Source organism: Porphyromonas sp. oral taxon 278 str. W7784, from assembly GCF_000467855.2.
In the GTDB taxonomy this organism is placed as follows: Bacteria; Bacteroidota; Bacteroidia; order Bacteroidales; family Porphyromonadaceae; genus Porphyromonas.
Genome location: NZ_KI259230.1, coordinates 75,623 through 98,775, shown reverse-complemented (window position 1 = coordinate 98,775; position 23,153 = coordinate 75,623). Strand labels below are relative to the sequence as shown.

Below are 23,153 nucleotides of genomic sequence, written 5' to 3'. Positions count from 1 at the left end.
CCACGGTAGGTCGCACCCGCGACCTACCGTGGATCCCTTTTTACCCCTTCAGCACTCCCCTCTCCCAACCCTCATCTTTCCCCGTCTGCCGTGGGCTAGATGCACCAGCGAGAAAGCCTCTTTAATCCGAGGAGAACCTCACAGACAAAACAAGAGGGCGACCGCACCTCTGTCTGGTGCAGTCGCCCCCTTGAATTGATTCGGGAATACTCAGGTGGATCTATAGCGAAGGCCCGTACATGCATGCCATCTCGGCTACATGTACGGGCCTTATCGCTAGAGGAGAAAGGTGGGCTTAGTTCTCTGAGAAGAAGTTCAGCTCACCGATACCAAAGTATCCTGATCCAACAGCGTTGACACCTGCGATCTTCACACCTTTAGCTTCAACTGGAGAGAAGAAGCGGACAACAACAGAACTTTCCTGATTGAGGTAGTTAGCAGGGAGGACACCCTGAGAAGTCCAGGTCGTACCATCCTGAGTCGTAAAGATCTCAATCTCTCTGAAGGCCTCCATCAAACCAGATGTTCCCTTGAAGAGGATGTAGTTGAACTTCTTCGTGCCGTTCTTGAGGATACCCGTGACCCAAGGAGCTGTATCTGAGTAGGCGGCATACCATTCGTTGGAGGGGTCGCCATCATAGAGAGCGTCCTTGCTGTAGGTATAGGTGCCCCAAGAGAGCTCGGAGGAGACATCGTAGGTAATATCCGCAGAGGTCAGCATCGTACCCTGAGGATCACGCGTGAAGAAGCCTACATTTTGGTAGCTCTTCTTCACTGGGATGAAGTAGGTGCCATAGTCCTGGCTGACGCCGACGGACGATGCGCCTGCTACAGCAGTGACCTGCACAGGGATCACGAAGTGCTCTGCACTCGCATTCTGCTTCGAGATCTCATCGTACTTATCCCCTGGGCTGACAGTGATAGCTGCAGAGCTCTTCGTCTGCCCCTTAGGGATCGTCACGGTCGTAGCGGAAAGCTTAGCATAGCCTTCGGGAGCGACACGGTAGCCTGGGTGGGAGGCAACGTACGAAGCAGCTGAGGCCTCAGAGGTAGCGATAGCGACAGTGACCGTCACGTCCTGAGCGACAGGCTTGGAGAGGTAGACATAGCGCTCTTGATCGGCCCACTTGGTGAGTGTCGTCCCTTGGAGATTGACCTGAAGAGGGTTCTTCAAGGACTTGGACAGATCAAAGTCTCCCGTCTTGATATAAGCTACAGATTCAGCAGTCTGGACCTTAGCCTTATCATGGAGAGGCGTATCCAGATCAAAGCTCTTCTGACAAGCCGTCAGGCCCAGGAAGAGTGCTGCGCAAGCTATGGATAGAGTCTTTTGCATATAAACTTCAAAGCTATTAGAGGGATCGTACACAGCCCCCCTCCGAAGTGGAGGGCTGTGTCGTATCACCGATATTAAGATTAGGGGACCTTGACTGTACCCTTACCGTCAGAGCGAACATTCGAGACCCAAACAGGAGTCTGGATGGTGCTATTCTCTGGATGATCTACATCGTAGGATTCGTCGTAGACATTGAGGGCAGGAGCACCAGCTACGGAGTTGGCGAACGTGCCTCCCTTACCTTCGTTCATCTTCCAGTAGTGGAGGAGACCTGGGGTAGTAGGATCGACTGTATACTCGTTGTCACGGATCTGCTCAAGCGTACGAGCTGTATTCCAGATACGGAGTTCGCTGAAGATACAAGCATTGACGAAGTAAGATGCTCCAGAGCCTGCGACATGGATCGCATCCTTGAGCTTGAAGACTCGACCTGCAGGCTTGTCCGTGCTGGTGATCTTACTACCGTTGACATAGAGCGTAGCCTGAGAGCCGTCGAAGACCAGAGCGATGTGATACCACGTGTTGGTCTTAGCGCCTTCGAAGGTACGGTCTATCTGACCTCCTTCACCGAACTTGATGTTCAGGTAGTCATAGGGAGGATTAGCGTCACCGAAGCGCATGTAGATCTCAGAGCCTGGAGCCCATGCACCGAAGAGTGCTTGGTTGTTTCTATTAAGGCCATTGATATTGACACGCATCTCGACAGTGAAGCGCTGGAGCTCTACAGGAGCGATACCACGAGCGATAGCCTTGTAGTACTTACCCTTGTAGGTACCTAGGATAGGAGCGTTAGCCGAAGTGATCGTCTTGATCGCATAGACATAGGTATCGGCACCCTTGAGGACAGCAGCCGAAGCACCAGCAGACTTGAGCTTGAAAGCGATCGCGAACTTCTTACCCGAGTCCATCTGCTCTTTGCTAAGAGGCTGAAGCGAGACCTTCACAGCTTCGGAGAAGACTGCTCCTGCCTTGACTACAACATTAGCAGTAGAGAGCTTCACCTGCTCTGCAGGGAGCATCACAAAGGAAGTCCCATTCAGCTTGTTGTACTGCTCTAGTGCTTCCGAACTAAGCTCTAGGGAATAGCTCTGATCCTTGTCCTGAGGGTTGGATAGACGGACATTGATATCCGTCGATACTTCGCTATCACCGAGCTGAAGTGATCCTAGGCGACCAGCTTGCGTCCCTGTCTGGGCGATATAGGCTTGGTTAGAGAGCTCCTTGAGTTCTCTGTCGTTACAAGCCCCGAGGAGCGTAGCCATAGCTACGACTCCCAGGATAGATTTATTGATCTTCATGTTATGCGACTACTTAATGGTTGGGTTCATCAGCTGGATAGCACGACGCCACCAAGGATAAGAGAGCCCCTTGACAGGGGACATATCGATACCATTGACGACTTCAGGAGTGCTGACAGCATACTCGAGGTCGACACGGAAGGCTCCGACACCGCCCTTGCGATAGGTGACACCATTGACGACAGGGTTCTGGAGAGCAAAGTTCAGGATCTGGCCCAGACCTGCTTCACCACCACGGGTAGCACCCGACTCGAAGTTCACGACGAAGATGCTCTTCTTACAGATATCTTCGACAGGTAGGACATCCTTGTAGGCAGATAGCATTCCCTGGAAGTGAGCATTCTGATAGCCGACTCTATCACCATAAGCCTGGATGATGAAATAGTTGAAGTACTTGGCATGCGTAGCTGGCAGAGCGTCAGGCTGACCATCTACCGCAAGGACCTTCTTACGTCCAGCCTCGGATTCAGCCATTGGGCCGATACGCTTACCGAGGGTCTCGATGAAGAGCGTCATGAGCGTAGGTACGCCATTCTCTCTATCCGTACGCCATAGCTCATAGTCCGTATTGAAGGGATGACTGTAGCTAGGCTCAGCATCGATATCAAAGCCGTCATAACCATACTTATCAATGAGATCACAGATAGCATTAGCATACTTGACAACAGCAGCACGGCGAGCGGCCTTACCAGCCTCTGTATTCTCAGAGCTCCAGCCCCAGTACTTGTGCGCCCACTTTTCCCCCTCCTTGAGGGCTGCCTTCTCAGCATCGGTAGGATCTGGTGTAATACCATTCCCCATATCAAGGACGAGGAAGCAGATCATAGCCTTCAACCCCTTCTTCTCTTGTGCTAGGCGAAGGTCCTTGAGCTGAGCTTCGGTAGGGTTCTTCCAGCCCCCCCAGAGGGAGACGAGGTCTACCGAGTCAGGGAGCCCCATCAGAGAGCTCTGCATGTTCGTACCGACCCCTGTCCAAGCGCTGTAGTAAGCGAAGGCGATCTGGTGATCAGAGTTCTTATAGTCACGGAGTGCCTTGTAGTACTCCTCAGTATGTGCAGGCTTGGTCAGATCCATTGGATGCTGGATCTCTATATCCGTCCACTTGCTACAAGAGGACAGACCGAGCAGAGCGACTGCAGATACCGCTAGGATATTCTTAATCTTCATTTCTTAGTTCGTTAGCTAGGGAGATTACTTCTTCTGCCACCAGAGCTTCGTAGCATAGTCGTCTGGCCCTCCGAGGAGAGTAAGAGCGGCACTGTAGTTAGCCTGGTTACGAGTACGCTCATTGACATCGTAGGGGATACGATTAGCTACGTGGATGGTGTAGCCACTGGTCGCCACAGGGAGAGCGAATACCTTAGGATAACCCGTACGACGGATTTCGCTCCACGCTTCCTGCCCGTTGGGGAAGAGAGCCAGCCACTTCTGGGTGATGAGGCGCTCTAGCTTGACATCGGCAGTAGCATCATCATCCCACTTAGGAGTGATGGTGCTCACAGCAGGCATATCCTTACCGTAGCCACCGACGGCATCCTTGTAGTCAGCAGGTGTTCTTTCGCTCTGGAGGTAAGCATCTACACCAGAAGCACCCCACTGAGTGAAGGACTCCTTGACACCACGCTCATAGAGCTCCTTGACTGAGCCACCCATACCAGACCAGCCAGCCAGAGCCCCCTCAGCACGGCAGAACCACATCTCTGCAGCCGAAAGCCATACGCTAGGAGAATTCTTCGTGACAGCAGCTGCTGAATAGAGCTTATCTGCAGCAGCCTTATTCTTGACATTAGCACCAGCTAGACAGCCGACGAGCTTACGATCAGCCTTAGTATCAGGCTCAGCGAAGTAAGCAGAGATACGAGGGTCGTCGTACCCATTCATGTACGAGTCGATGTCGGCGCAAGCGCGCGAGTCTCCCCACTCAACTGAGGTCTTATAGAGACCACGAGGGATGTAGGTGATGGCGCAATTGTCAGCAGAAGATTCGATGACCCCTTCGGTAAGAGCTTCCTTAGCATACTGCTGAGCGAGCTCTGGTGCGACATAGCGCATACGGATGGCGATACGTAGCTTGAGGGAGTTAGCGAACTTAGCCCACTTGGTGAAGTCGCCACCATAGATCTTGTCAGCAGCCTCATGGACCTTCGCACCAGGGTTAGCCAGTGTGTAAGCCTTGAGCACCTTGCTAGCGGTGGTGAGGTCATTCACTAGAGACTTGTAGATATCCTCCTGAGTATTGTATCCTGCAGGATTCTTAGGGTCTAGGCCGAAAGGCATAGGACCATACTTGTCGGTGAGGGCAAGGAAAGCCTGAGCTCGCATGATGAGCGCCCAGTTGTAGTTCAGGTCACCCTTTTCTGACAGACCTTCGATCTCAGAGAAGGCACTCTTCGTTGGGACCAAGACTATATCGTTTGGCCATGCAAGCCAGTTGTTAGGCGCATTGAAGATGGTGAAGTTCTTAGAACTAAAGCCATCATTCGCATACGTGAAGTAGCGACCTAGATAGTTCCCGATGAGGTCGAAGTTCGTCTGGAACCAGTTCTCCTGCTCAGGGAAAGCACGGTTCTGCAGTTGGATGAGGAACGAGGAGATGCTGTAGTTATCACGCTGCAGAGTACCCTTATCGAGGTTCCCTCCAGGACGGTTGATTTCCTCGAAGCCACTCGTGCAGGAGCCTAGAGTAAGGGCGAGAGCAGCGAGGCTAAGGCCCTTGGCAATATGATTGATCTTCATAAGATACATGTGGATAAGAGTGAGCTAGCTTAGAACTGGAGCTTCACGGTGAAACCTAGGTTACGAAGGCTAGGCTGCATGAAGTAGTCGAAGCCCTGGTAGTAAGTCCCAGTAGAAGCAGTCAGCTCAGGGTCAAATGGAGCCTTATTGTAGATCATCAGGAGATTACGAGCCGTCAGACCAAGAGAGAGGTTAACCTTATTACCAAGAAGCTTCTTAGGGATAAGGTAGGAGACGTGAGCTTCCTGAAGGCGTACGTTCGTAGCATCGTAAATATACTGAGACCAGACGGGGTTAGCACCACCGACGATGGAGTAGTAGCCCTGAGCATCGACACGACCATTGCCGACGGCTACACCACCAGCCTTGCGTGCATCTGCAGAAGCCTTAGAGACACCATACTCGTCGAGGATCGCCTGCGTCTGAGAGAGGACGATACCACCGATACGAGCAGAGAACATGAAGCCTACGTTCAGACCCTTCCAGTTGAACTCATTGACCCAACCCAGATTAGCATCGGGAAGGACAGATCCCTTGTAGACAGGGTTGTCGAGTGTCGTAGGGCTGAGCTTACCATCAGCAGAGACTTCAGGATACCCTTCAGGCGTACGCTTTACGTCGGTATTGACATAGACGTCACCCATAGAGCCACCCTTACGGAGGTAGATCTCAGCACCCTTCAGACCGCCCTTAGAGATAGGATCCTTACGGCCTGGGATGAGCTCGACGATGCGGTTCTGGTTAGCACTGAAGGTACCCGTAGTGGTCCACTCCAGCTGACCGAACTTGCTCGTCCAGCCGATAGCGAGTTCGATACCGCGGTTGCGGACATCACCCGCCTGGATGTACTCTTCGTTGTAGCCGTTGGAGGCAGAGGAGAGAGGCATACGGAAGGTCTGGTTCTTCGTGTTGGACTGGTAGATAGTAGCTTCTACACTGAGTCGGTTGCGGAAGAACTTACCCGTCAACCCAGCTTCCCAAGAGTAGGTCAGCTCAGGCTTGAAGTCGCTAGGGAATTTATAGGTCACCGTAGAGTAGCTCTGCGTAGCAGGGTCATACTTGTAGCGGTAAGGAGATGAGATCTGAGCAGGGATAGGTGACCCTACCTTAGCCCAGGAGACACGAGTCTTGAGGTAGTTGACCCACTTAGGCATCTTAGCCATCTGAGAGATGACACCCGAGAGACCGACAGAGGGATAGAAGAAGGGGTTACCCGTAGTGTGAGCAAGGGCAGAGTCCCAGTCTTCACGACCCGTGAGGGTAAGGAAGAGCATGCTCTTCCAGCCGGCTTCGACACTAGCGAATGCAGAGTTCGTCACGTGAGCCGTGTGGTCGAAGATAGGAGCATTACCAGCGGTAGGCTGTCCATAGTCGATCTGGTTAGGATCGAAGACATTGGAGAGGGAGCGGAGACCGCCACGGAAGCCTCGTGTATCAAGGTAAGAGCGGTTGGTAGAGACACCAAGGTTGGCAGCGACAGAGAAGTCTTCGATGCGCTTGTTGATGTTCGCCATGATATCTCCGTAGAGCGAGGTGTTATTGCCCTTGCTGTAGGAGTAGTATCCGTAGGGAGACCCTGTGAAGAGGTTAGCTGTCGAAGCATAGCGCTTATTTTCGTCGAAGCTATTGATCACGTCAGCACGAGCACGGCCGGTGATGTCGATCCAGTCGTTGATCTTCCACTTGAGTGAGCCGTTGACCATGTAGCGATCCTTGTTGCCGATGGCTAGCATACGCTTAGCTACCCAGTAGGGGTTCTGCATGGAGTAGGCATCCCCGTAGTGCCAGTTCTGCACATTGATCTTACGTACAGGGTCGTAGACTTCGAAGGTACGGACACCGTCGAAGTTCTCACCACGTGGGAAGAGGTAGAGCGGTACGATGGGATTACCATATTCCCCCTGAGCGATGAGATTCTGGTCACCCTGCTTGATGTAGTTGAAGCCGAAGTCCAGCGTCAACTTATCGTCGAGGAAGTTCGTCGTGTTACGGAAGCTGAAGTTGTAGCGATCGTACTTGCTGTTGGGGATGATCCCTGCAGCGTTGGTCGTACCCAGAGAGAGGTAAGTCTGATTCTTCGCATTCCCGATGGTGAGCGAAGCAGTGTTCTGGATATTAGACCCCGTGTTGAAGAAGTCTGCAGGGTTGTAGTTCCCGTAGGGAGAAGGCGTCTGAGCGCCCCAGCTCTTCACGTCTCCAGGAGAGTTGATGAACTCATTCTGGAAGCGAGGCATGATGAAGGGACGAGAGAAGGATGAGCTATTGGAGAGCATGACCTGTACACGCCCTTCCTTACCCTTCTTCGTGGTGATCATGATCACCCCCTGAGCAGCGCTTGCCCCGTAGAGAGCAGCAGCGGCAGGACCACTAAGTACGGAGATCGACTCGATATCGTCAGGGTTGATGTCGGAGATCCCTTCACCCTTAGGCTGAGCGGAGTAGCGACCACCTGTCTCACCACCGTTGGTATTGATGATGGGGATACCGTCGATGACGTAGAGTGCTTGGTTGCTCTGGTTCATTGACTTTGGCCCACGCATGACGACACGCGTAGCACCCCCGATACCCGAGGAGGAAGCGTTGATATTCACCCCAGCGACCTTACCATTGAGGCTATTCATGAAGTTGGCATCCTTGACCGTAGTCAGAGCGTCGTTCTTGACCTCCTGGACGTTGTAGCTCAGCGCCTTCTGCGAGCGCTTGATACCAAGAGCCGTGACGACGACCGACTCCAGCTGATTGTCTTCGCTGGCGAGCTCGATCTTCAGCTCGGTCTGGTTACCGACAGGGACTTCCTTCTTAGCGTACCCGATGGAGGATACGACGAGGACAGCACCCGCCTTGACGTTTTTCAAGGTGAACTTACCGTTGATATCGGTAGAAGCTCCTTGACCAGGCACACCCTTGACCAGAACCGAAGCTCCGATCACGGGCTCATGATTCGTGGCGTCGAGCACGACCCCACTGATGCTCTTGCCCTGTGCCATCGCCGTAGCGATACAGAGGAAGAGGCTCATGAGAAGTAAAAGTACTTTCTTCATATTTAAAAATTAAAAGAATGGTATTTCGTCAACAAGATCCCAGCAGGGCACGCTTGGGCGTCCTCACTGGGAGGTCACTTGCTTTCAGGGGGGAGGATAGCCCCCACTGTAGTGCACCGACACGAGGCGACGCACCCGAGGAGAGCTGAGAGGGGTATTTTATCATAGTTTCGTATTTCACCATGGATAAGTATTAGTGGCATTGACTCGTAGACGAGGGGCAAGCGGATATATATATTATATGTATACGCTCAGCCGATCATCGGATCTCCTGAGGGGGCATGGGAGCACCATCCGAGGGAGAAAATCAGACGTGACGCCAAGGTCCATCCATTACCGTTCCAAACAATCTTGAGGCAAAGATAATAATTAAATTCTTTGGGAAACCAACCACCTATCTTGCTCTGATTTAATTAAATATTTTAGGAAGCACCCTACTATTTGAAGCTCCGCTAGGGAGGCTATTTCCCCCTCCCCGGAGTGGATTTCCGACGGGGTCTTCCGAGCCGGGAAAAAGCACCCTTCGATTCACCTGAAAAAAAACCTACGGTAGGTCGGCGTACCGATGCACGGTAGGTCGTCGATGCGACCTACAGTAGGTTTTTTCAGCGACCTACCGTAGGTCGCAAAAAGCCCCTTCTGCGAGGGGCTCTTTTTCCATGGGGTTCGCACCGTGCTTCGTGCGGTATAATAATAGGTATGTCGTACCTTTGTCTTCGAGCTCGACAGCGCCTCATCCGAGAGCGATCTCCCGAGCTCCACTTTGACGACCTATGATCACGATAGAAGACCTCTATAAGCTCTACCTCAGCCACCCCATCGTAAGCACCGATACACGCAAGCTCCCTGAGGGATGCCTCTTTTTCGCCCTGCGTGGGGCGAACTTCGATGGGAATAAATATGCGGGTGCCGCCCTCGAGGCTGGAGCCGCCTATGCGATCATCGACGAAGCTGACCAGCTGATCAACGAGCGCACCATCCTCGTACCCGACGCCCTCGAGGCCCTCCAGCTACTAGCTGCTCATCACCGCCGAGCGCTTGGCATCCCCGTGATCGCTATCACAGGGACCAACGGCAAGACGACGACCAAGGAACTGACCGCCGCCGTCCTCTCCCAGAGCTATCGCTTGCTCTACACCGAGGGGAATCTGAACAATCACATCGGCGTCCCCCTCACGCTCCTTCGCCTGACCCCGGAGCATCAGCTAGCCCTCATCGAGATGGGAGCGAGCAAGCCGGGCGACATCGCTGAGCTATGCGCTATCGCCCAGCCCAACTATGGCTTGATCACCAACATCGGGCAGGCGCATCTCGAAGGCTTCGGTTCGCTCGAGGGCGTCCGTCGCACCAAGGGCGAGCTCTACGACAGCGTACGTGCCCGGGATGGTATCCTCTTCTACCACGAGGAGGACGAGGTGCTTCGCCAGATGAGCCTCGGGACGGAGCGCATCAGCTACGGGTCGAGCCCCAAGGCCTACGTTCAGGGAGTCGCTTCGCCCAGCACGGGAGAGAGCCTCTTCCTCCACTTCTCCTGGTCCTGCCCCATCCTCGAGATGAGCGCTCGGGAGGTACAGACCCAGCTCGTCGGCGACTACAATCTGGCCAATGCCCTTGCTGCCATCGCTATCGGGCTCTACTTCGATGTACCCTCCGACAAGATCGACGAGGCGCTCACCAGCTACTGCCCTAGCAACAGTCGCTCTCAGCTCATTCACTCCGAGCGGGGCAATCAGATCATCGCCGACGCCTACAATGCCAATCCCTCGAGCATGCGCACGGCACTCTCCAACTTCCTCGCTATCGAGCCCGCTCTCCGACCACGCATCGTCATCCTCGGCGACATGAATGAGCTTGGCGCCTCCAGCCACGAGGCGCACCAAGAGCTCTACCAGAAGCTCTCCTCTACCACCACGCCCCCGATCGAGATCTATCTCTGCGGACCACACTGGCGGGAAGAGCTAGGAGACCAGCCCCAAGTCTACCCCAATGTCGAGGAGCTCATCGCCCACATCGAAGCGCACCCGATCACCAAGAGCTTAATCCTCGTCAAGGGGTCGAATAGCATCCATCTCGGCAAGCTCCTCCCCTACCTCTAGCCCACCTCTCCCGAGCAGGCTATACAAAGAAGAAGGTCACTCACCAGCCTTGATTCGGCTAGGTGAGTGACCTTCTCTATGAGGAGCCACGAGCGGATTAAGTGAAAACTCCGAAAAACAGGATTTGAGGACCTCGCCCCCTTTGTAATCTACTGTATCGCCCAAGGCGAACAGACACCGAAGCGCCTGTTGTAGCCCGCCATTGGAGGAGAGGGTTGTCTCGGTTTTCAACTATGTACGATGAGTTTCCCAATCGACAACGTGGCTCTGTTTTCTTACTTCTCTCTACTACAAAGATAAGGATTTATATTTTGTAACAACTCATAGGGTTTCACCTCAGTGTCCCCCCGGTATTTGATCCCCCTCTGGAGAGCCCTCTGAGACAGCGCTCAGGGAGCCCCCAAATAAAACCTACTGTGGGTCGTCGATGCGACCTACGGTAGGTCGTCATCACGACCCACAGTAGGTTTTTTCGGCGATCTACCGTAGGTCGTTTTTTCGCCCCCTCACAGCCCGCTATTCTAGAGGGCTGGTGAGGGGCACCGAAAAGGCCCTTCAAATTATTCCGTCCCTACCCTACTTATCGTTCCCTCCGTCTGGGTGATTTGCCCTAACTTTGTCTAGACATAAGGGGCGCCCTCTCTGAGGCGAGCCCCTTCTTCGCCTCAGACACTATTAGCTTCATCGATATGCAACCCTTCGTACACCTGCATGTACACTCTCAGTTCTCACTCCTAGACGGCCAAGCCTCGGTCAAGGGCTTGGTGGACAAGGCCATCGGCGACGGGATGAGCGGTATCGCTCTGACCGACCACGGGGCGATGTTCGGCATCAAGGAGTTCTTTGACTACGTAGCCAAGAAGAACGGGCCTCTCCTGAGCGAACGAAAGACGCTCAAGAAGAAGATCAAGGCCCTCGAGGAGCAGGAGAGCAGGACGCCCGAAGAGGAAGCTTCGCTCACCGAGCTAAGAGAAGCCCTCCAGGCAGCGGAAGCAAAGGCGCTCTTCAAGCCCATCCTCGGCTGTGAAGTCTACTGCGCCCGACGCTCCAGACTGCTCAAGGAGGCAAGCGTGCCCAACCCCTACCGCCCCAACCAGTCCATCGACAACAGTGGCTGGCACCTGGTACTACTAGCCAAGAATCTCACTGGCTACAAGAACCTCATCAAGATGGTCTCTCGCTCCTGGATCGATGGCTACTACTATCGCCCTCGCATCGACAAGGAGCTCCTCGAGCAGTACCATGAGGGGATCATCGCTTCCTCGGCCTGCCTCGGGGGAGAGATCCCACAGCATATCATGCACGGCAACATCGAAGAGGCGGAGAAGAGCATCCTGTGGTTCAAGAATCTCTTTGGGGAAGACTTCTACCTAGAGCTCCAGCGTCACAAGACGGATAACCCCCTGGGCAATCAGGAGACCTACGAGAAGCAACAACAGGTCAATGCCGTCCTCCTCGAGCTAGGTAAGAAGCACGGCGTGAAGGTGATCGCCACCAACGATATTCACTTCCTCAATGAGGAGGACGCCGAGGCGCACGACCGCCTCATCTGCCTCAGCACGGGTAAGGATCTCAACGATCCCAAGCGCATGCGCTACAGCAAGCAGGAGTGGATGAAGACGACGCTCGAGATGAACGAACTCTTCGCCGACGTACCCGAAGTCCTCTCCACCACGCAGGAGATCTGCGACAAGGTAGAGATCTACAGCATCGAGCACGACCCGCTGATGCCTGACTTCCCCATCCCCGAAGAGTTCGCTACCGCCGATGATTACCTTCGCCATCTGACCTACGAAGGCGCTCGCCGTAAGTATGGCGAAGAGGGGATCACCGAGGAGGTACGTGAGCGTATTGACTTTGAGCTCAACACCATCTCGGGCATGGGCTTCCCAGGGTACTTCCTCATCGTGCAGGACTTCATCGCTGCGGCTCGTGATATGGGCGTCTTCGTAGGCCCAGGGCGTGGATCAGCGGCAGGTTCGGCCGTAGCCTATTGCCTCAACATCACGGATATTGACCCGATTCGCTACGACCTCCTTTTCGAGCGCTTCCTCAATCCCGACCGCATCTCCATGCCCGATATCGACGTAGACTTCGACGACGACGGACGTGCCGACGTCCTACACTGGGTCACGGAGAAATATGGGTACGAGCGTGTGGCACATATCGTCACCTACGGCACCATGGCTGCCAAGAGTGCCATCAAGGACGTAGCCCGTGTACAGCGTCTTCCCCTCTCGGAGAGCGACCGCCTCACCAAGCTCATCCCCGATAAGATACCCGACGTCAAGAATGTGTCTATCAAGGCAGCCATCGAGCACGTCCCCGAGCTGAAGCAGGCTTCCCTTAGCCCCGACCCACTACTCCACGATACCCTGAAGTATGCTCAGATGCTCGAGGGGAATATCCGCAGTACCGGCGTCCACGCCTGTGGTATCATCATCGGGAAGATGGATATCAGCGACGTCGTACCACTGAGCACCGCCGAAGACAAGGCTACGGGCGAGAGCATGCTCGTCACGCAGTACGAAGGCTCGGTCATCGAGTCGACGGGACTGATCAAGATGGACTTCCTTGGCCTAAAGACCCTGTCGGTGATCAAGGAAGCTCTACTGAATATCAAGAAGAGTCGAGGGATCGACATCGACATCGACCACATCCCCATCGACGACGAGACGACCTACCGACTCTATGCCGAAGGGAAGACCGTCGGTACCTTCCAGTTCGAGTCGGCAGGGATGCAGAAGTACCTTCGTGAACTTCAGCCTACGACCTTCGAAGACCTCATCGCGATGAATGCACTTTATCGCCCGGGGCCTATGGACTATATCCCTGACTTCATCGATCGTAAGCATGGTCGCAAGCCGATCACTTACGACCTGGAGTGCATGGAGCGCTACCTCAAGGATACCTATGGCATCACCGTCTATCAGGAGCAGGTGATGCTACTCTCCCGTGAGATCGCAGACTTCACACGTGGTGAATCGGATGGTCTTCGTAAAGCAATGGGTAAGAAGCTCGCCGACAAGATGGCGGAGTTGAAGGTCAAGTTCCTCGCCGGTGGTAAGAAGAAGGGCTACAAGGAAGAGATACTAGAGAAGATCTGGGCAGACTGGGCGAAGTTCGCCAGCTATGCGTTCAATAAGAGTCATGCTACTTGCTACAGCTGGGTAGCCTATCAGACGGCGTACCTCAAGGCTAACTACCCCGCCGAATACATGGCAGGAGCACTGAGTCGCAACCTCAGTAACATCACGGAAATCATCAAGCTCATGGACGAATGTCGTACGATGGGCATCCGTGTACTTAATCCCGATGTCAATGAGTCCGACTTCAAGTTCTCCGTCAATCAGGAGGGCAACATCCGCTTTGGGCTCAATGCGATCAAGGGTGTAGCTAGTTCCGCCGTCGAAGCGATCATCCAGGAGCGAGAAGCCAATGGACCCTTCCAGGATGTCTATGACTTCTTCGAGCGAGTACCTATGTCGGTCATCAACAGGAAGACGCTGGAGAGCCTCGTCTTCTCAGGGAGCTTCGATAGCTTTGGCCACCCAAGAGAGCTCTACACGACTGCTATGGAGCAGGGGAATGATGACACCTTCCTCGCCGCTCTCATTCGCTACGGTCAGGTGATACAGGCAGAGCAGAGTCTCAATGAATCATCCCTCTTCGGTGGTGACGAAGAAGCGCTACAGCTCCCACGACCTACTCCCCCGACATCCTATAGCGAACTGTCGGATCTAGAGCGTCTCAATCGGGAGCGCGAACTCGTCGGTCTCTACCTCTCGGGCAATCCCCTCGATCCCTATCGGGTGATACTTGAGTGCTATTGTCCTACGAATGCCCTGGCGATGAACGATCTCGACGCCGTGGGCGAAGGGCGACAAGTCTCCTTCGGTGGTATGGTCTCCAAGGTATTCCTCGGTACGACCAAGCGGGGCGATCCCTATGCTCGCATCACCATCGAAGATACGACGGGCTCCTTTGACCTGGCGCTCTTCAGCTCGAGCTATGTCAACAACTCACAGTTCTGCCAGAAGGGGCTCTTCATCTTCGTGCAGGGCGTCATCCAGAAGCGTCGCTACGGCGACGAACTGGAGCTAAGCGTCCAGCGTATCGACTTACTCTCCGAGGTCGTCGACAGCCTCATCTCCGCCGTCCATCTTGATATCGATGTCCGCACTGTCAATGATGAGGTCATCGGCGAACTGAGCTCGCTTATCAAGAACAATACCGGATCTGCCGTGTTATCTATCAAAATCACGGACGGTACAGGGCGCAATGATGTGCTTCTCACCTATGACGATCACCCCATAGCCCCCACACCCGTGCTCCTCGACTTCTGTCGGCAGTACGATATCCAGATGTCAGTCAAGTGATGCAAATAAACCCTTAGTATCAACATAAAAGAAAGGAAACAGTCATGGCACTAGAAATCAACAGCCAGAACTTTGACACGCTCGCCGCTGGCGACAAACCCGTAGTCGTAGACTTTTGGGCCACTTGGTGCGGTCCCTGCCAGATGGTAGGTCCCTTCATCGAAGAGCTCGCCCAGGAATACGAAGGCAAGGTAGTCATCGGCAAGTGCGACGTCGACCAAGACAATGATCTGCCAGGTCGCTTCAGCGTACGCAACATCCCCACCATCCTCTTCATCAAGGGGGGACAGGTCGTCAATAAGATGGTCGGTGCTCAAAGTAAGGACGTGCTCAAGAAGGCCATCGAAGAGCTTCTCTAAGAGATCCCTTCGATCATAAAGCGAAAGGGCTGTACCACATGCGATGTGGTACAGCCCTTTTCTTTTGGACTTCGTCTGCCTTCTCTAGGATGAATGCTCACTTTCTCTAAGAGGAAAGCTCGGCGAGAAGAGGCTGTTTGAGTAGACTAATGCGGATCTTCAAAGAGCAAACGCAGGCAGTTCGGGAAGGCTAATGAGGATCCTCGAAGAGCAGGCGCATGGAGCAAGCGAGCGGCCTGCCTGAAGCGTCGGAGAGCGCAGCTATTAGTTCGGCTGGGGAAAGACATTTCTTCGGAGCGCTTTTACCTTCTTCGTCTCGGGGAAGACGCTCTACTTTCACTGCCGAGATGAGGTAGTCGCCGTCGTTCTCTGGGAAGAGTTCGTCCCGATAAGTAAAGGAAAGCCTTAGCTCGGGGTAATACTTCACGAGCGCCTCTAAGAAACGTGGAGCGTCGAGCACACGCATCATCGCCCGAACCTCCGGTATCCCGCCTTCGCTAGGTCTAAGAAGATAGGTCAGAGGTAGCTTAGATTCTCGAGTGACTTCAGCGAGGAGCGCTTCCCGCACCGGCCTCATCCCGTAAAGCGCTTGTACAAGGAGCTCCGATTCTCCCTTGACGAGGAAGAGCGCCCCATCGATGAGGCCCGACTCGGTGCGATGGATCTGGAGGGCAAGTTCCTCTTCTCGCTCGAAGTCTTGCGTGATGACTTCCCAGAAAGCTCGGCTATGTAGCAGGCTTGGCGTTCGCTGTGACGCTTCGACCTCAAGGAGATAGTCGACGAGCGAAGGGGAAGCGACGGGCGGATCTTCCTCACGAAGGGCGTCCTCCTGCCTTCTGCTCCGAGTCTGATTCACTATAGGCGCATAGCCTCCTACTGAAGTGTAGTAGCGAAATAGCCAATCTTCGGCGGGCAAGAGCACGGAGACCACGTCGCCCCTAGCCTTCTCTCGGCGGAGCGCTTTGTGAAGGAGCGGGCGCATGATCCCTTTGCCCCGATGGTCGGGATGGGTACAGACGGCCACTACATAGCCTGCGGGAAGGGTCTCTTCCCCTAGTGAGAGCGCGAGCTCTGGGAACTGTAGGTGCCCGATGGCTTTACTTCCCTCCTCGGCTAGCAATACATCCTCCTCTCGGTACAGCCGATCGAAGTAGCGATCCAGGAATTCGTCCGAGTCACCGAAGCATAATTGCCACAGCCGACGGGCTTCTTCCCTCTTAGTTCTCCTTATCTGGGTCATGGCGCAGCACGGCAACGATCTTCGGGAGTATTGTCTCGGGCTTGTAGGATAGCTTAGCCTTGCGCAGGCCTTCCAGCCCCAAGTCTTCCTCCCTATTGACATAAACGTACTGCTCTGGTATCGTCGAGGCGAAGAGCTTATTGATCATCGTGTACGAACCCTCGTAATCTCGGTCCGCCTTCTCAATATGTACGCCGAAGGTCATCTCATTGATCGGCGATCCCAGCGTGAAGGCCACGACCCGACCATCTACACGGAGGATCCCGCCTGATAGTCCGAGCTCGTCGAAGTGGTCGAAGAGGCGCTGGATGACTTCTTGTTCCTTGTCCTCGCCTTCCTCAGTTCCGTGCTGGCGGAGCCATTCCTGCTCGACGGCCAAGCATTCAGCGCTGTTGGCCTTGGTCATTGGTTCGTAGCTGTAATTCGGATAGAGCTTCTCGAACTTATTGACATGATTCCGCTTCGACTGTAGAGATTTGCCCGAAAGGCTTACTAAACGTTCTCTCAGGTAGATGTAGTCGGCGTTGCCTTCATCTTCGAGGAAGGTAAAGGCACCGGGCAAGACCCACTCCAAGTGCTCACGACACCGGGGCGTGATGCCCATGATCACCAGTGGATAGTTCCCAAGTTCGGCCTCATTCTTCAGTCGATCAAGCGAAGCATCGACGCAACCTCCGCCCCGCATGATGGGGATCAGGTAAGCGGGATGCGAACGGGCGGGCGACGTAAAGCGAATAAACAGCGTGTCGTCGGCAATGGCATAGCACGTCTCGTACTTGACGGCCCAGCCGAAAAGGTTCGCAAAGGCCAAGTCACATATCCGTGAATGACTCTGGAGCGTGAAGGACGTGACCTCTTCTCTGGAGGAAGGAAGGATCGGTTTGAACTCTAATGGATCCATAAGATTCTATGGCTTGGGACGGGCGCTTCAGAAGGCTCTGTAGCTGAGTTTCTGAAGGGGGTCCCAAATGTTATATTACTTTCGGTCGAATGTTATATTACTTTCGTCGGAAGGTTATATTACTTTTCGCCGAATGTTATATTACTTTCGAAGCGAACTTCAAGCATTTCGCCTGGGAAGTAATATAACAACCCAGGCGAAGTGCTATTAGTTCGAGTGAGAAGCCCTAGTAGTTCCCCCGAGAAGTACGATTCATTCGGCTGGGAAGTCCTTGTACTTCCCAGAGGAAGTGCCTTGAGAAGTCTCACCTTCTCCCTACTTCGCCTCCCCACGCGTCATGCGGAAGGAGACCTTATAGCACATAAATAGCGGAATGGCTACCCCCACACCGAGGGCGAACATCGTCAAAAGCGCCGTGATCATATTCGAAATGATCCCCGGCAGATACTGCTCTTGCGCCACTTCCTGCGTCGACTCCATGAAGCGAATCATGCCCAGGATCGAGCGATATGCGAATTGGCCCGGGATCATCGGCAGGAGAGCGGGGAAGGCAAAGACTTCGATCGGGTAGCGAGCATGGTAGGCAAAGCCCACGGCGATGAAGCCAGCGAAGACCGAAGCTAAGAAGGTGGCGATGGCGATATTCATCCCCGCATAGGTCATCAGCGAGAAGCGCAGCGCATTCCCCAAGAAAGCGATGATCGGGACGTATCGGAAGGCGGCCTTCGAAGGATTGCCGACAGCGGCGAAACCTAGGGCAGCGATGGCAGCAAAAAAGCCCTTTTCGAGAATAAGCACAAAGTCCATACGGTCGGAAGATATTAGGAAAAGGGACTAGAGAAGCGACAGACCAAGCGACATCAGCGAGAAGCTCAGCCCCACGGTGATGCTCACGACGATCATCACCGCCGTCAGCAGGCGGGAGATCCCATTGAGGACGTAGCCGTCGAGTACGTCCATCATCCCGTTGATGAAGGGTACTCCGGGGATCAGGTACAGGACACTGGCGCTGAGAGCGATCTTGGGATACTCCTCGTAGCCGAGTTTTGCCCCGACACCTACGATGAACGAAGCCACCAGCGCCGAGAGTACCACCGTCAGATAGTGGTAAGCGTGCCGGCGATTCAGCTCTTGGCGAAGGAGGAACCCGCAGAACGTGCCGAGGAAAACAAAGAGACCCGAGACGAGATCACCGCCGAAGAGCAGGCAGAAGGCCATATTCGCCTGGCTGATGAGATAGAGCACCAGCCAGCGATTCATCGGCGGGGTGTTGATGATCTTCTGGAAGCGCTCTTCAAGTTCTTCGAGGCTGGGATGGTGGTCGTAGGTGTACCAGGAGAGACGACTTAGTTCGGCGTTGAAGAAGAAATTGAGCGGGCCGTGGCGATGCTGGAGCATTCCCGAGACAGGATGTGGATCCAGCGGGCGGTACGAATGCTTCCCGTCGCCGAGGACAGGGGTAAGCGTCATGGTCATATTCCGCTGGAAGGTCATGATCGTCGGCTCGTAGCCATAGGCATGAGCGATACGGGTGGTATTGACTACGATACGATTGGTCTGGACTCCGACGCTGGTCTGCGTCGTAGCATAGCGTAGCAGGAAGTCAAGTAAATGCTCCTTGTCGATATCCTCACGTAAGGGACAGGGTTTGGATTGGGCCATAAGCTTCGTTTGGCTACTAAAGATGTAGGTAGAGTAAGTGTAGTGAGCGGAGTACCTCTACGGAGTTTGCCTTCGCTGACCGAGTTGCTAGCGAGCCGACTGCGGGTAGTCGGAGCCGGTCCTGCGGGTAGTCGAAGCCAGCCTTACGGCCAGCCTGAAGCCGTCTTACGACTAGTTTTCCCAGACTTTGCAGTGAGTGAAAGGGCACCCTGCGACGAGTTTCATTCCGTTCTGCGATAAGATCGAGCGAATCCAGCGACTAGTTCCATCCTGCTCCGTAGTCAGTTCATACGAACCCTGCAGTCAGTTCATACGAACCCTGCAGTCAGTTCAGACGAGCCCTGCAATGAGTTTGGACAGATCCAGCGACTTATTCGCTTGAGTCGAATACGTTTTTAAGTCAGCGTTAGCAACAAAAGAGCCTCCACTGTTGATCCAGGGGAGGCTCAGGTATCAGTATGAGGCACTGATTTTCTCTTGTTGCGGAGGCAGGATTCGAACCTACGACCTTTGGGTTATGAGCCCAACGAGCTACCACTGCTCCACTCCGCGCTATCTTTTTGCACTGCAAAGGTAGTATTATTTTCTTAATCTACAAACTTTAAGAATATCCAGCTCCGGATTTTCCTCCTCATAAAGCAAGAGCAACTACCCCATGCGTGCGGGATAATCACCCTATGATCGAGTGTCAAGCTCAGCTAAAAAGGGAGGTCATCTGGGTCAGTGGAGCTAGCATCAGCCGTAGTCAGGTCTTCCTCTGCCATAGTATGATCTTTATCTTCCATAGTCGGGTCCCCTTCCTCTTCCGTAGTCTGCTCTCCCTCCTCGGTCGACTTATCTAGCCATGATTCTGTGAGGGCGATCGTTTGACTTTCGGGTTGCTCCTCCTCGCTGAGACGATCGACCTGCAAGATCAGGGGAAGATCGGCTATGATACCCGAGAGCACACAAGCTCCAGCAGGTAATATCGGGAGCGACTCTATTGAGATCTTATCAAGATAAGCAATTGCCTTCTCCACCATCTCTAGATCCCGATTGTTGATCAGACGATGGATGAGGTAATTGTGTAGCTGAGAAATAATCGTCGCTGATATGTCCGAAGGCCTCTGACTAGCGATAGTCAGGAAGACGCCAAACTTACGTCCCTCCTTGATGATCTCCTCAAACGTCTCCAGTCTGAAGTCCTTCCAGTCCTGGCTCTCTCGTGTCGAGTCGTAGGATAAGATGTTGTGAGCTTCGTCGATGATGATATTCAGCGAACTAGTGACTACATCAGACTTCTTATTCTTATGCTCCTGATAGTACTTATAGGATAGAAGTAGCGGGATCAGTTTCTTCATCGAGACAGAGACTTTACTCATATTGATCACCGCTAGTGGCTTCCCCTCCTCCCAGAGATTAGTATTACCTACATTAGTCGGTATAGAAAACACCTTAGAGAACTCATTTCTCAAGCTTTTCAGCTTATTGATCGCAGGAGCGACATGCTCATTCTGCGCACGATTCTCAATAAGATCCTTGATCAGTTGGATATATAAAAACTTGATAGCCCTATCAATAAAGTTACCATTCTCCTTGTATTTCTCTATTGCTTTATAAAAGCTTGTTTTCTCTACAACGCCCTGTTTCTCGTCAGTAAAATACTCCCAAGCACTTCCATCTGATTGGTAATAGAAGTACTTATCTTTCGTATTCCATTTAATATCATTAAAATTGTCCTCCTCATTCTTCTCATTCCCCTCATTCTTCTCATTCTCCAAGATCGCTTTCATATAATCTAAAATAAGCGCTCCATTCTGAGAATCAGTCATTCTGCACATCCTCTTTAAGAGTACTTTAAGTATTCTTTGAGTATATTCTGTAGGATTAGGCTGAGAGTGTACATATTGATACAGCCGTAACATCCTTTTGATGAAAGGTTGTTGTGTTTTCTCCGTGGCACTTGCAAGGATAAAGAAGATTTCTGGCGTAAGAATATCCTCCGAAGACAACTGAATCCTATCAGCCTGATCGCTTTTTGTAGATAGGTTATATACCTTCTTGAGGGGAGTTATAGTGGTTACATTGGCATACTCTCCGTTGAAATCAAAAAGGATAAAGCGTGCATTCTTCTGGAATGCCTTTTGATCTCCAAACTTCCGGAATAGGTTCTTGTAGAGCGTGGCTAATGTATGACTCTTACCGCTCCCTGTATTCCCAAAGATGCCAATATGGCTTGCAAAGAGTCGATCAACGGATACGTCAATGGAGACACGCTCATCGGTCATCAGTGCTCCTAGGCGTATCGTACTCTCGTCTTCATGAGCAAAGCTATGAATCTTCTGATACTCTTCTGCATCTAAGAGTATGCACTCATTGCCAATTAAGGGAAGTTCCTTGATTCCCTTACGATACTTATCCCCCGAGAAGTAGCCAAGCATCTTGACCGATAGGAAACGAACGAACCGCTCTTCAGCTTGAGTATACTCAGGAGATTGGGAAGTCGACTTGTCTTCTTTGATATACTCTTTCTCGATCTTACCGATCAGGCTATTGAATCCCTTGATGAGCTTGACATATCCACCCACGGACACATTAGACAGTAGCTCTCCCCGATAGAGGATGTGCGAGCGATTCTTCTCCTGATCGACACGAACGGAGACCTCTCTACCATCAACACTGGAGACCTCCCCAATACGAAAGATCGATTTCTTAAGTAGATAATCGTCGTGATCTATTGTAGTCTTCTCCATATTCAATTGATGCGATTCCCGATCTGTCCAAAGACATACTTATTGATAGATGCCAAATCGAACTTATTCAACTTCTCGACGGCCTTTTTCCCTTCTTCATTTTGAGCAGCTTTAAACTCTTCTGGCGATAGGATAATGATATTATTATGGTTGCTCTCTCCTATACATTTCCGTATAGCTTCCTTTGCCCCATCATCATAGGCAAATATAATAACGAGTAGAGTTGGGTTAGACGCTACTGCTCGACGCGTGATCTGAGCGATATGCTCATCTGCAAAGGAAAAGCCCATTGCAAAGAGACAGGTAGTCGGTTTCTCTAAGGCATTTGCATACAAGCGCATCAACTCATAGAAATGCAAGTCCAAGACCGTCTCTCTGAACTTTGCCTTTCTCGGGTTAATCATCACTAACTCATCATATGCCTCTCGGAATGATTGCATCTGCTTATTGCGATCGGAGGGGAACCAAGCTGATCCAGTAGACCGTCCTTTCCACGCATCACTTCCTTCCTCAGACTCTGGGCCGGCTAGACTAATAGAGTCTTCCACGGCTTCCTCCAGCTCTTTAAGTTCAAACCCCGGCCTCATCCGCTCAACAGCTCGATACAGAGGAGGGTACTTCTCCATACATTCTACGACTTTTGCCAACGTCTCCAAACGCCCATCATAGAATATCTCTGCACTATTCTCCTTATGCCGCCAGTTAACCGAGCCGTGCATCTTCAGATAGTTGAATGTAGGTAGCTCCGAGGTGCGCTGATAGAGTGGGCTCACCTTAGAGACTATCGTACTGAACGCTTCTTCTCGGAAGACAGGTCTCATCACGCCCTTGAAGCCATTATTGAACTCTATCCCCAGATCTTCAGCCACCCCCTCAAGCAATGGATCTATATTGGTCGTAAAGATATTGACTTGCTTACTCAAGAGAGTACTACCTCGGCGAGAGATGATATGATTCCAGATCTTCAGGAAGTCTTGATAGGCAGCCTCTACTTCCTGGAGCTCTTCAGGCTTCTCATCCATAGAGATGGCGTCAAGACAAGGCTTCATGACACCTTCCACATAGGTAATCTTTAGATTATCCTCGGTGATTTGCCTTACCTCATCATTCTCAATCGTGGCACAATCTGTTAGCAACGTCTCGATATCACCCAAAGTCGTTAGGTAGGGGCGTGAAAGCCCAGCACCGAATAGGAAGTTGATGTGGCTTGATTGTATGATATTCGTCAGCTTATCTAATGTCAGCGGGGTATCCATATCCTGTGAAAACTTCTGTGCTAAAAGGTATTACCTCCCACAAATGTATAGAAAGCAAACTTCAGAAACAAGCAATTCACGATAGCGCTACAGGATCTAAGCAGAGGAATAAAAAGA

At 52.6% G+C, this 23,153-nt stretch carries 14 protein-coding genes and 1 tRNA gene; 3 read left to right on the top strand and 12 right to left on the bottom strand.

Translation table 11 applies throughout. From position 1 onward, the window contains the following. Positions 1-295: 295 nt before the first annotated feature. The 5 genes from HMPREF1556_RS03470 to HMPREF1556_RS03450 form a co-directional block, all read right to left on the bottom strand. Positions 296-1,336 carry a discoidin domain-containing protein gene (locus tag HMPREF1556_RS03470; protein ID WP_021666869.1) on the bottom strand — a complete coding sequence of 347 codons (1,041 nt, stop codon included), beginning with the start codon at positions 1,334-1,336 and terminating at the stop codon, positions 296-298. 80 nt (positions 1,337-1,416) lie between these two features. Beyond that, positions 1,417-2,634 (bottom strand): DUF1735 and LamG domain-containing protein, encoded by a 1,218-nt coding sequence (locus HMPREF1556_RS03465; RefSeq protein WP_021666868.1) that lies wholly within the window; start codon positions 2,632-2,634, stop codon positions 1,417-1,419. A gap of 9 nt (positions 2,635-2,643) precedes the next feature. Continuing rightward, positions 2,644-3,801 carry a glycoside hydrolase family 18 gene (locus HMPREF1556_RS03460; protein ID WP_021666867.1) on the bottom strand — a complete coding sequence of 386 codons (1,158 nt, stop codon included), beginning with the start codon at positions 3,799-3,801 and terminating at the stop codon, positions 2,644-2,646. Between the two features lie 24 nt (positions 3,802-3,825). Continuing rightward, positions 3,826-5,370 carry a SusD/RagB family nutrient-binding outer membrane lipoprotein gene (locus HMPREF1556_RS03455; protein WP_044125218.1) on the bottom strand — a complete coding sequence of 515 codons (1,545 nt, stop codon included), beginning with the start codon at positions 5,368-5,370 and terminating at the stop codon, positions 3,826-3,828. 29 nt (positions 5,371-5,399) lie between these two features. Then, positions 5,400-8,387, bottom strand: coding sequence for a SusC/RagA family TonB-linked outer membrane protein (locus tag HMPREF1556_RS03450; RefSeq protein ID WP_369795590.1), 2,988 nt, complete (start codon positions 8,385-8,387; stop codon positions 5,400-5,402). An 800-nt stretch (positions 8,388-9,187) separates the two neighbouring features. Here HMPREF1556_RS03450 and murF point away from each other — a divergent pair. The 3 genes from murF (at position 9,188) to trxA (ending at position 15,245) form a co-directional block, all read left to right on the top strand. Beyond that, complete coding sequence (gene murF, locus HMPREF1556_RS03445) at positions 9,188-10,507, top strand: UDP-N-acetylmuramoyl-tripeptide--D-alanyl-D-alanine ligase (protein ID WP_044125217.1); 1,320 nt, start codon at positions 9,188-9,190, stop codon at positions 10,505-10,507. A gap of 689 nt (positions 10,508-11,196) precedes the next feature. Next, positions 11,197-14,886, top strand: coding sequence for a DNA polymerase III subunit alpha (gene dnaE, locus HMPREF1556_RS03440; RefSeq protein WP_021666860.1), 3,690 nt, complete (start codon positions 11,197-11,199; stop codon positions 14,884-14,886). Between the two features lie 44 nt (positions 14,887-14,930). Next, complete coding sequence (gene trxA, locus HMPREF1556_RS03435) at positions 14,931-15,245, top strand: thioredoxin (protein ID WP_021666859.1); 315 nt, start codon at positions 14,931-14,933, stop codon at positions 15,243-15,245. A gap of 190 nt (positions 15,246-15,435) precedes the next feature. Here the strand turns inward: trxA and HMPREF1556_RS03430 are convergent, their stop codons facing one another. From HMPREF1556_RS03430 to HMPREF1556_RS03400, 7 genes are all read right to left on the bottom strand, one after another. Continuing rightward, positions 15,436-16,485, bottom strand: coding sequence for a GNAT family N-acetyltransferase (locus HMPREF1556_RS03430; RefSeq protein ID WP_021666858.1), 1,050 nt, complete (start codon positions 16,483-16,485; stop codon positions 15,436-15,438). Next, positions 16,463-17,386: a DUF2156 domain-containing protein gene (locus tag HMPREF1556_RS03425; RefSeq protein WP_021666857.1), complete on the bottom strand. Its 924-nt coding sequence runs from the start codon at positions 17,384-17,386 to the stop codon at positions 16,463-16,465. The genes HMPREF1556_RS03430 and HMPREF1556_RS03425 overlap by 23 nt, the downstream gene beginning before the upstream one ends. 315 nt (positions 17,387-17,701) lie before the next feature. Further along, on the bottom strand, positions 17,702-18,193 hold the full coding sequence (locus HMPREF1556_RS03420; RefSeq protein WP_021666856.1) for a threonine/serine exporter family protein: 492 nt from the start codon (positions 18,191-18,193) through the stop codon (positions 17,702-17,704). A gap of 27 nt (positions 18,194-18,220) precedes the next feature. Further along, positions 18,221-19,048 (bottom strand): threonine/serine exporter ThrE family protein, encoded by an 828-nt coding sequence (locus HMPREF1556_RS03415; RefSeq protein ID WP_021666855.1) that lies wholly within the window; start codon positions 19,046-19,048, stop codon positions 18,221-18,223. Positions 19,049-19,528: 480 nt separating this feature from the next. Further along, positions 19,529-19,600: transfer RNA gene (locus HMPREF1556_RS03410), tRNA-Met, on the bottom strand. Between the two features lie 146 nt (positions 19,601-19,746). Beyond that, on the bottom strand, positions 19,747-21,780 hold the full coding sequence (locus HMPREF1556_RS03405) for an ATP-binding protein (RefSeq protein WP_021666854.1): 2,034 nt from the start codon (positions 21,778-21,780) through the stop codon (positions 19,747-19,749). A gap of 2 nt (positions 21,781-21,782) precedes the next feature. Next, positions 21,783-23,036: a hypothetical protein gene (locus HMPREF1556_RS03400; protein ID WP_021666853.1), complete on the bottom strand. Its 1,254-nt coding sequence runs from the start codon at positions 23,034-23,036 to the stop codon at positions 21,783-21,785. Positions 23,037-23,153 lie beyond the last annotated feature (117 nt).

Bases quoted from the DNA above. Each gene is read 5' to 3' on its own strand.
- HMPREF1556_RS03470 (WP_021666869.1), bottom strand. From the start codon at position 1,336: ATGCAAAAGACTCTATCCATAGCTTGCGCAGCACTCTTCCTGGGCCTG.
- HMPREF1556_RS03465 (WP_021666868.1), bottom strand. From the start codon at position 2,634: ATGAAGATCAATAAATCTATCCTGGGAGTCGTAGCTATGGCTACGCTC.
- HMPREF1556_RS03460 (WP_021666867.1), bottom strand. From the start codon at position 3,801: ATGAAGATTAAGAATATCCTAGCGGTATCTGCAGTCGCTCTGCTCGGT.
- HMPREF1556_RS03455 (WP_044125218.1), bottom strand. From the start codon at position 5,370: ATGAAGATCAATCATATTGCCAAGGGCCTTAGCCTCGCTGCTCTCGCC.
- HMPREF1556_RS03450 (WP_369795590.1), bottom strand. From the start codon at position 8,387: ATGAGCCTCTTCCTCTGTATCGCTACGGCGATGGCACAGGGCAAGAGC.
- dnaE (WP_021666860.1), top strand. From the start codon at position 11,197: ATGCAACCCTTCGTACACCTGCATGTACACTCTCAGTTCTCACTCCTA.
- trxA (WP_021666859.1), top strand. From the start codon at position 14,931: ATGGCACTAGAAATCAACAGCCAGAACTTTGACACGCTCGCCGCTGGC.
- HMPREF1556_RS03430 (WP_021666858.1), bottom strand. From the start codon at position 16,485: ATGACCCAGATAAGGAGAACTAAGAGGGAAGAAGCCCGTCGGCTGTGG.
- HMPREF1556_RS03425 (WP_021666857.1), bottom strand. From the start codon at position 17,386: ATGGATCCATTAGAGTTCAAACCGATCCTTCCTTCCTCCAGAGAAGAG.
- HMPREF1556_RS03420 (WP_021666856.1), bottom strand. From the start codon at position 18,193: ATGGACTTTGTGCTTATTCTCGAAAAGGGCTTTTTTGCTGCCATCGCT.
- HMPREF1556_RS03415 (WP_021666855.1), bottom strand. From the start codon at position 19,048: ATGGCCCAATCCAAACCCTGTCCCTTACGTGAGGATATCGACAAGGAG.
- HMPREF1556_RS03405 (WP_021666854.1), bottom strand. From the start codon at position 21,780: ATGGAGAAGACTACAATAGATCACGACGATTATCTACTTAAGAAATCG.
- HMPREF1556_RS03400 (WP_021666853.1), bottom strand. From the start codon at position 23,036: ATGGATACCCCGCTGACATTAGATAAGCTGACGAATATCATACAATCA.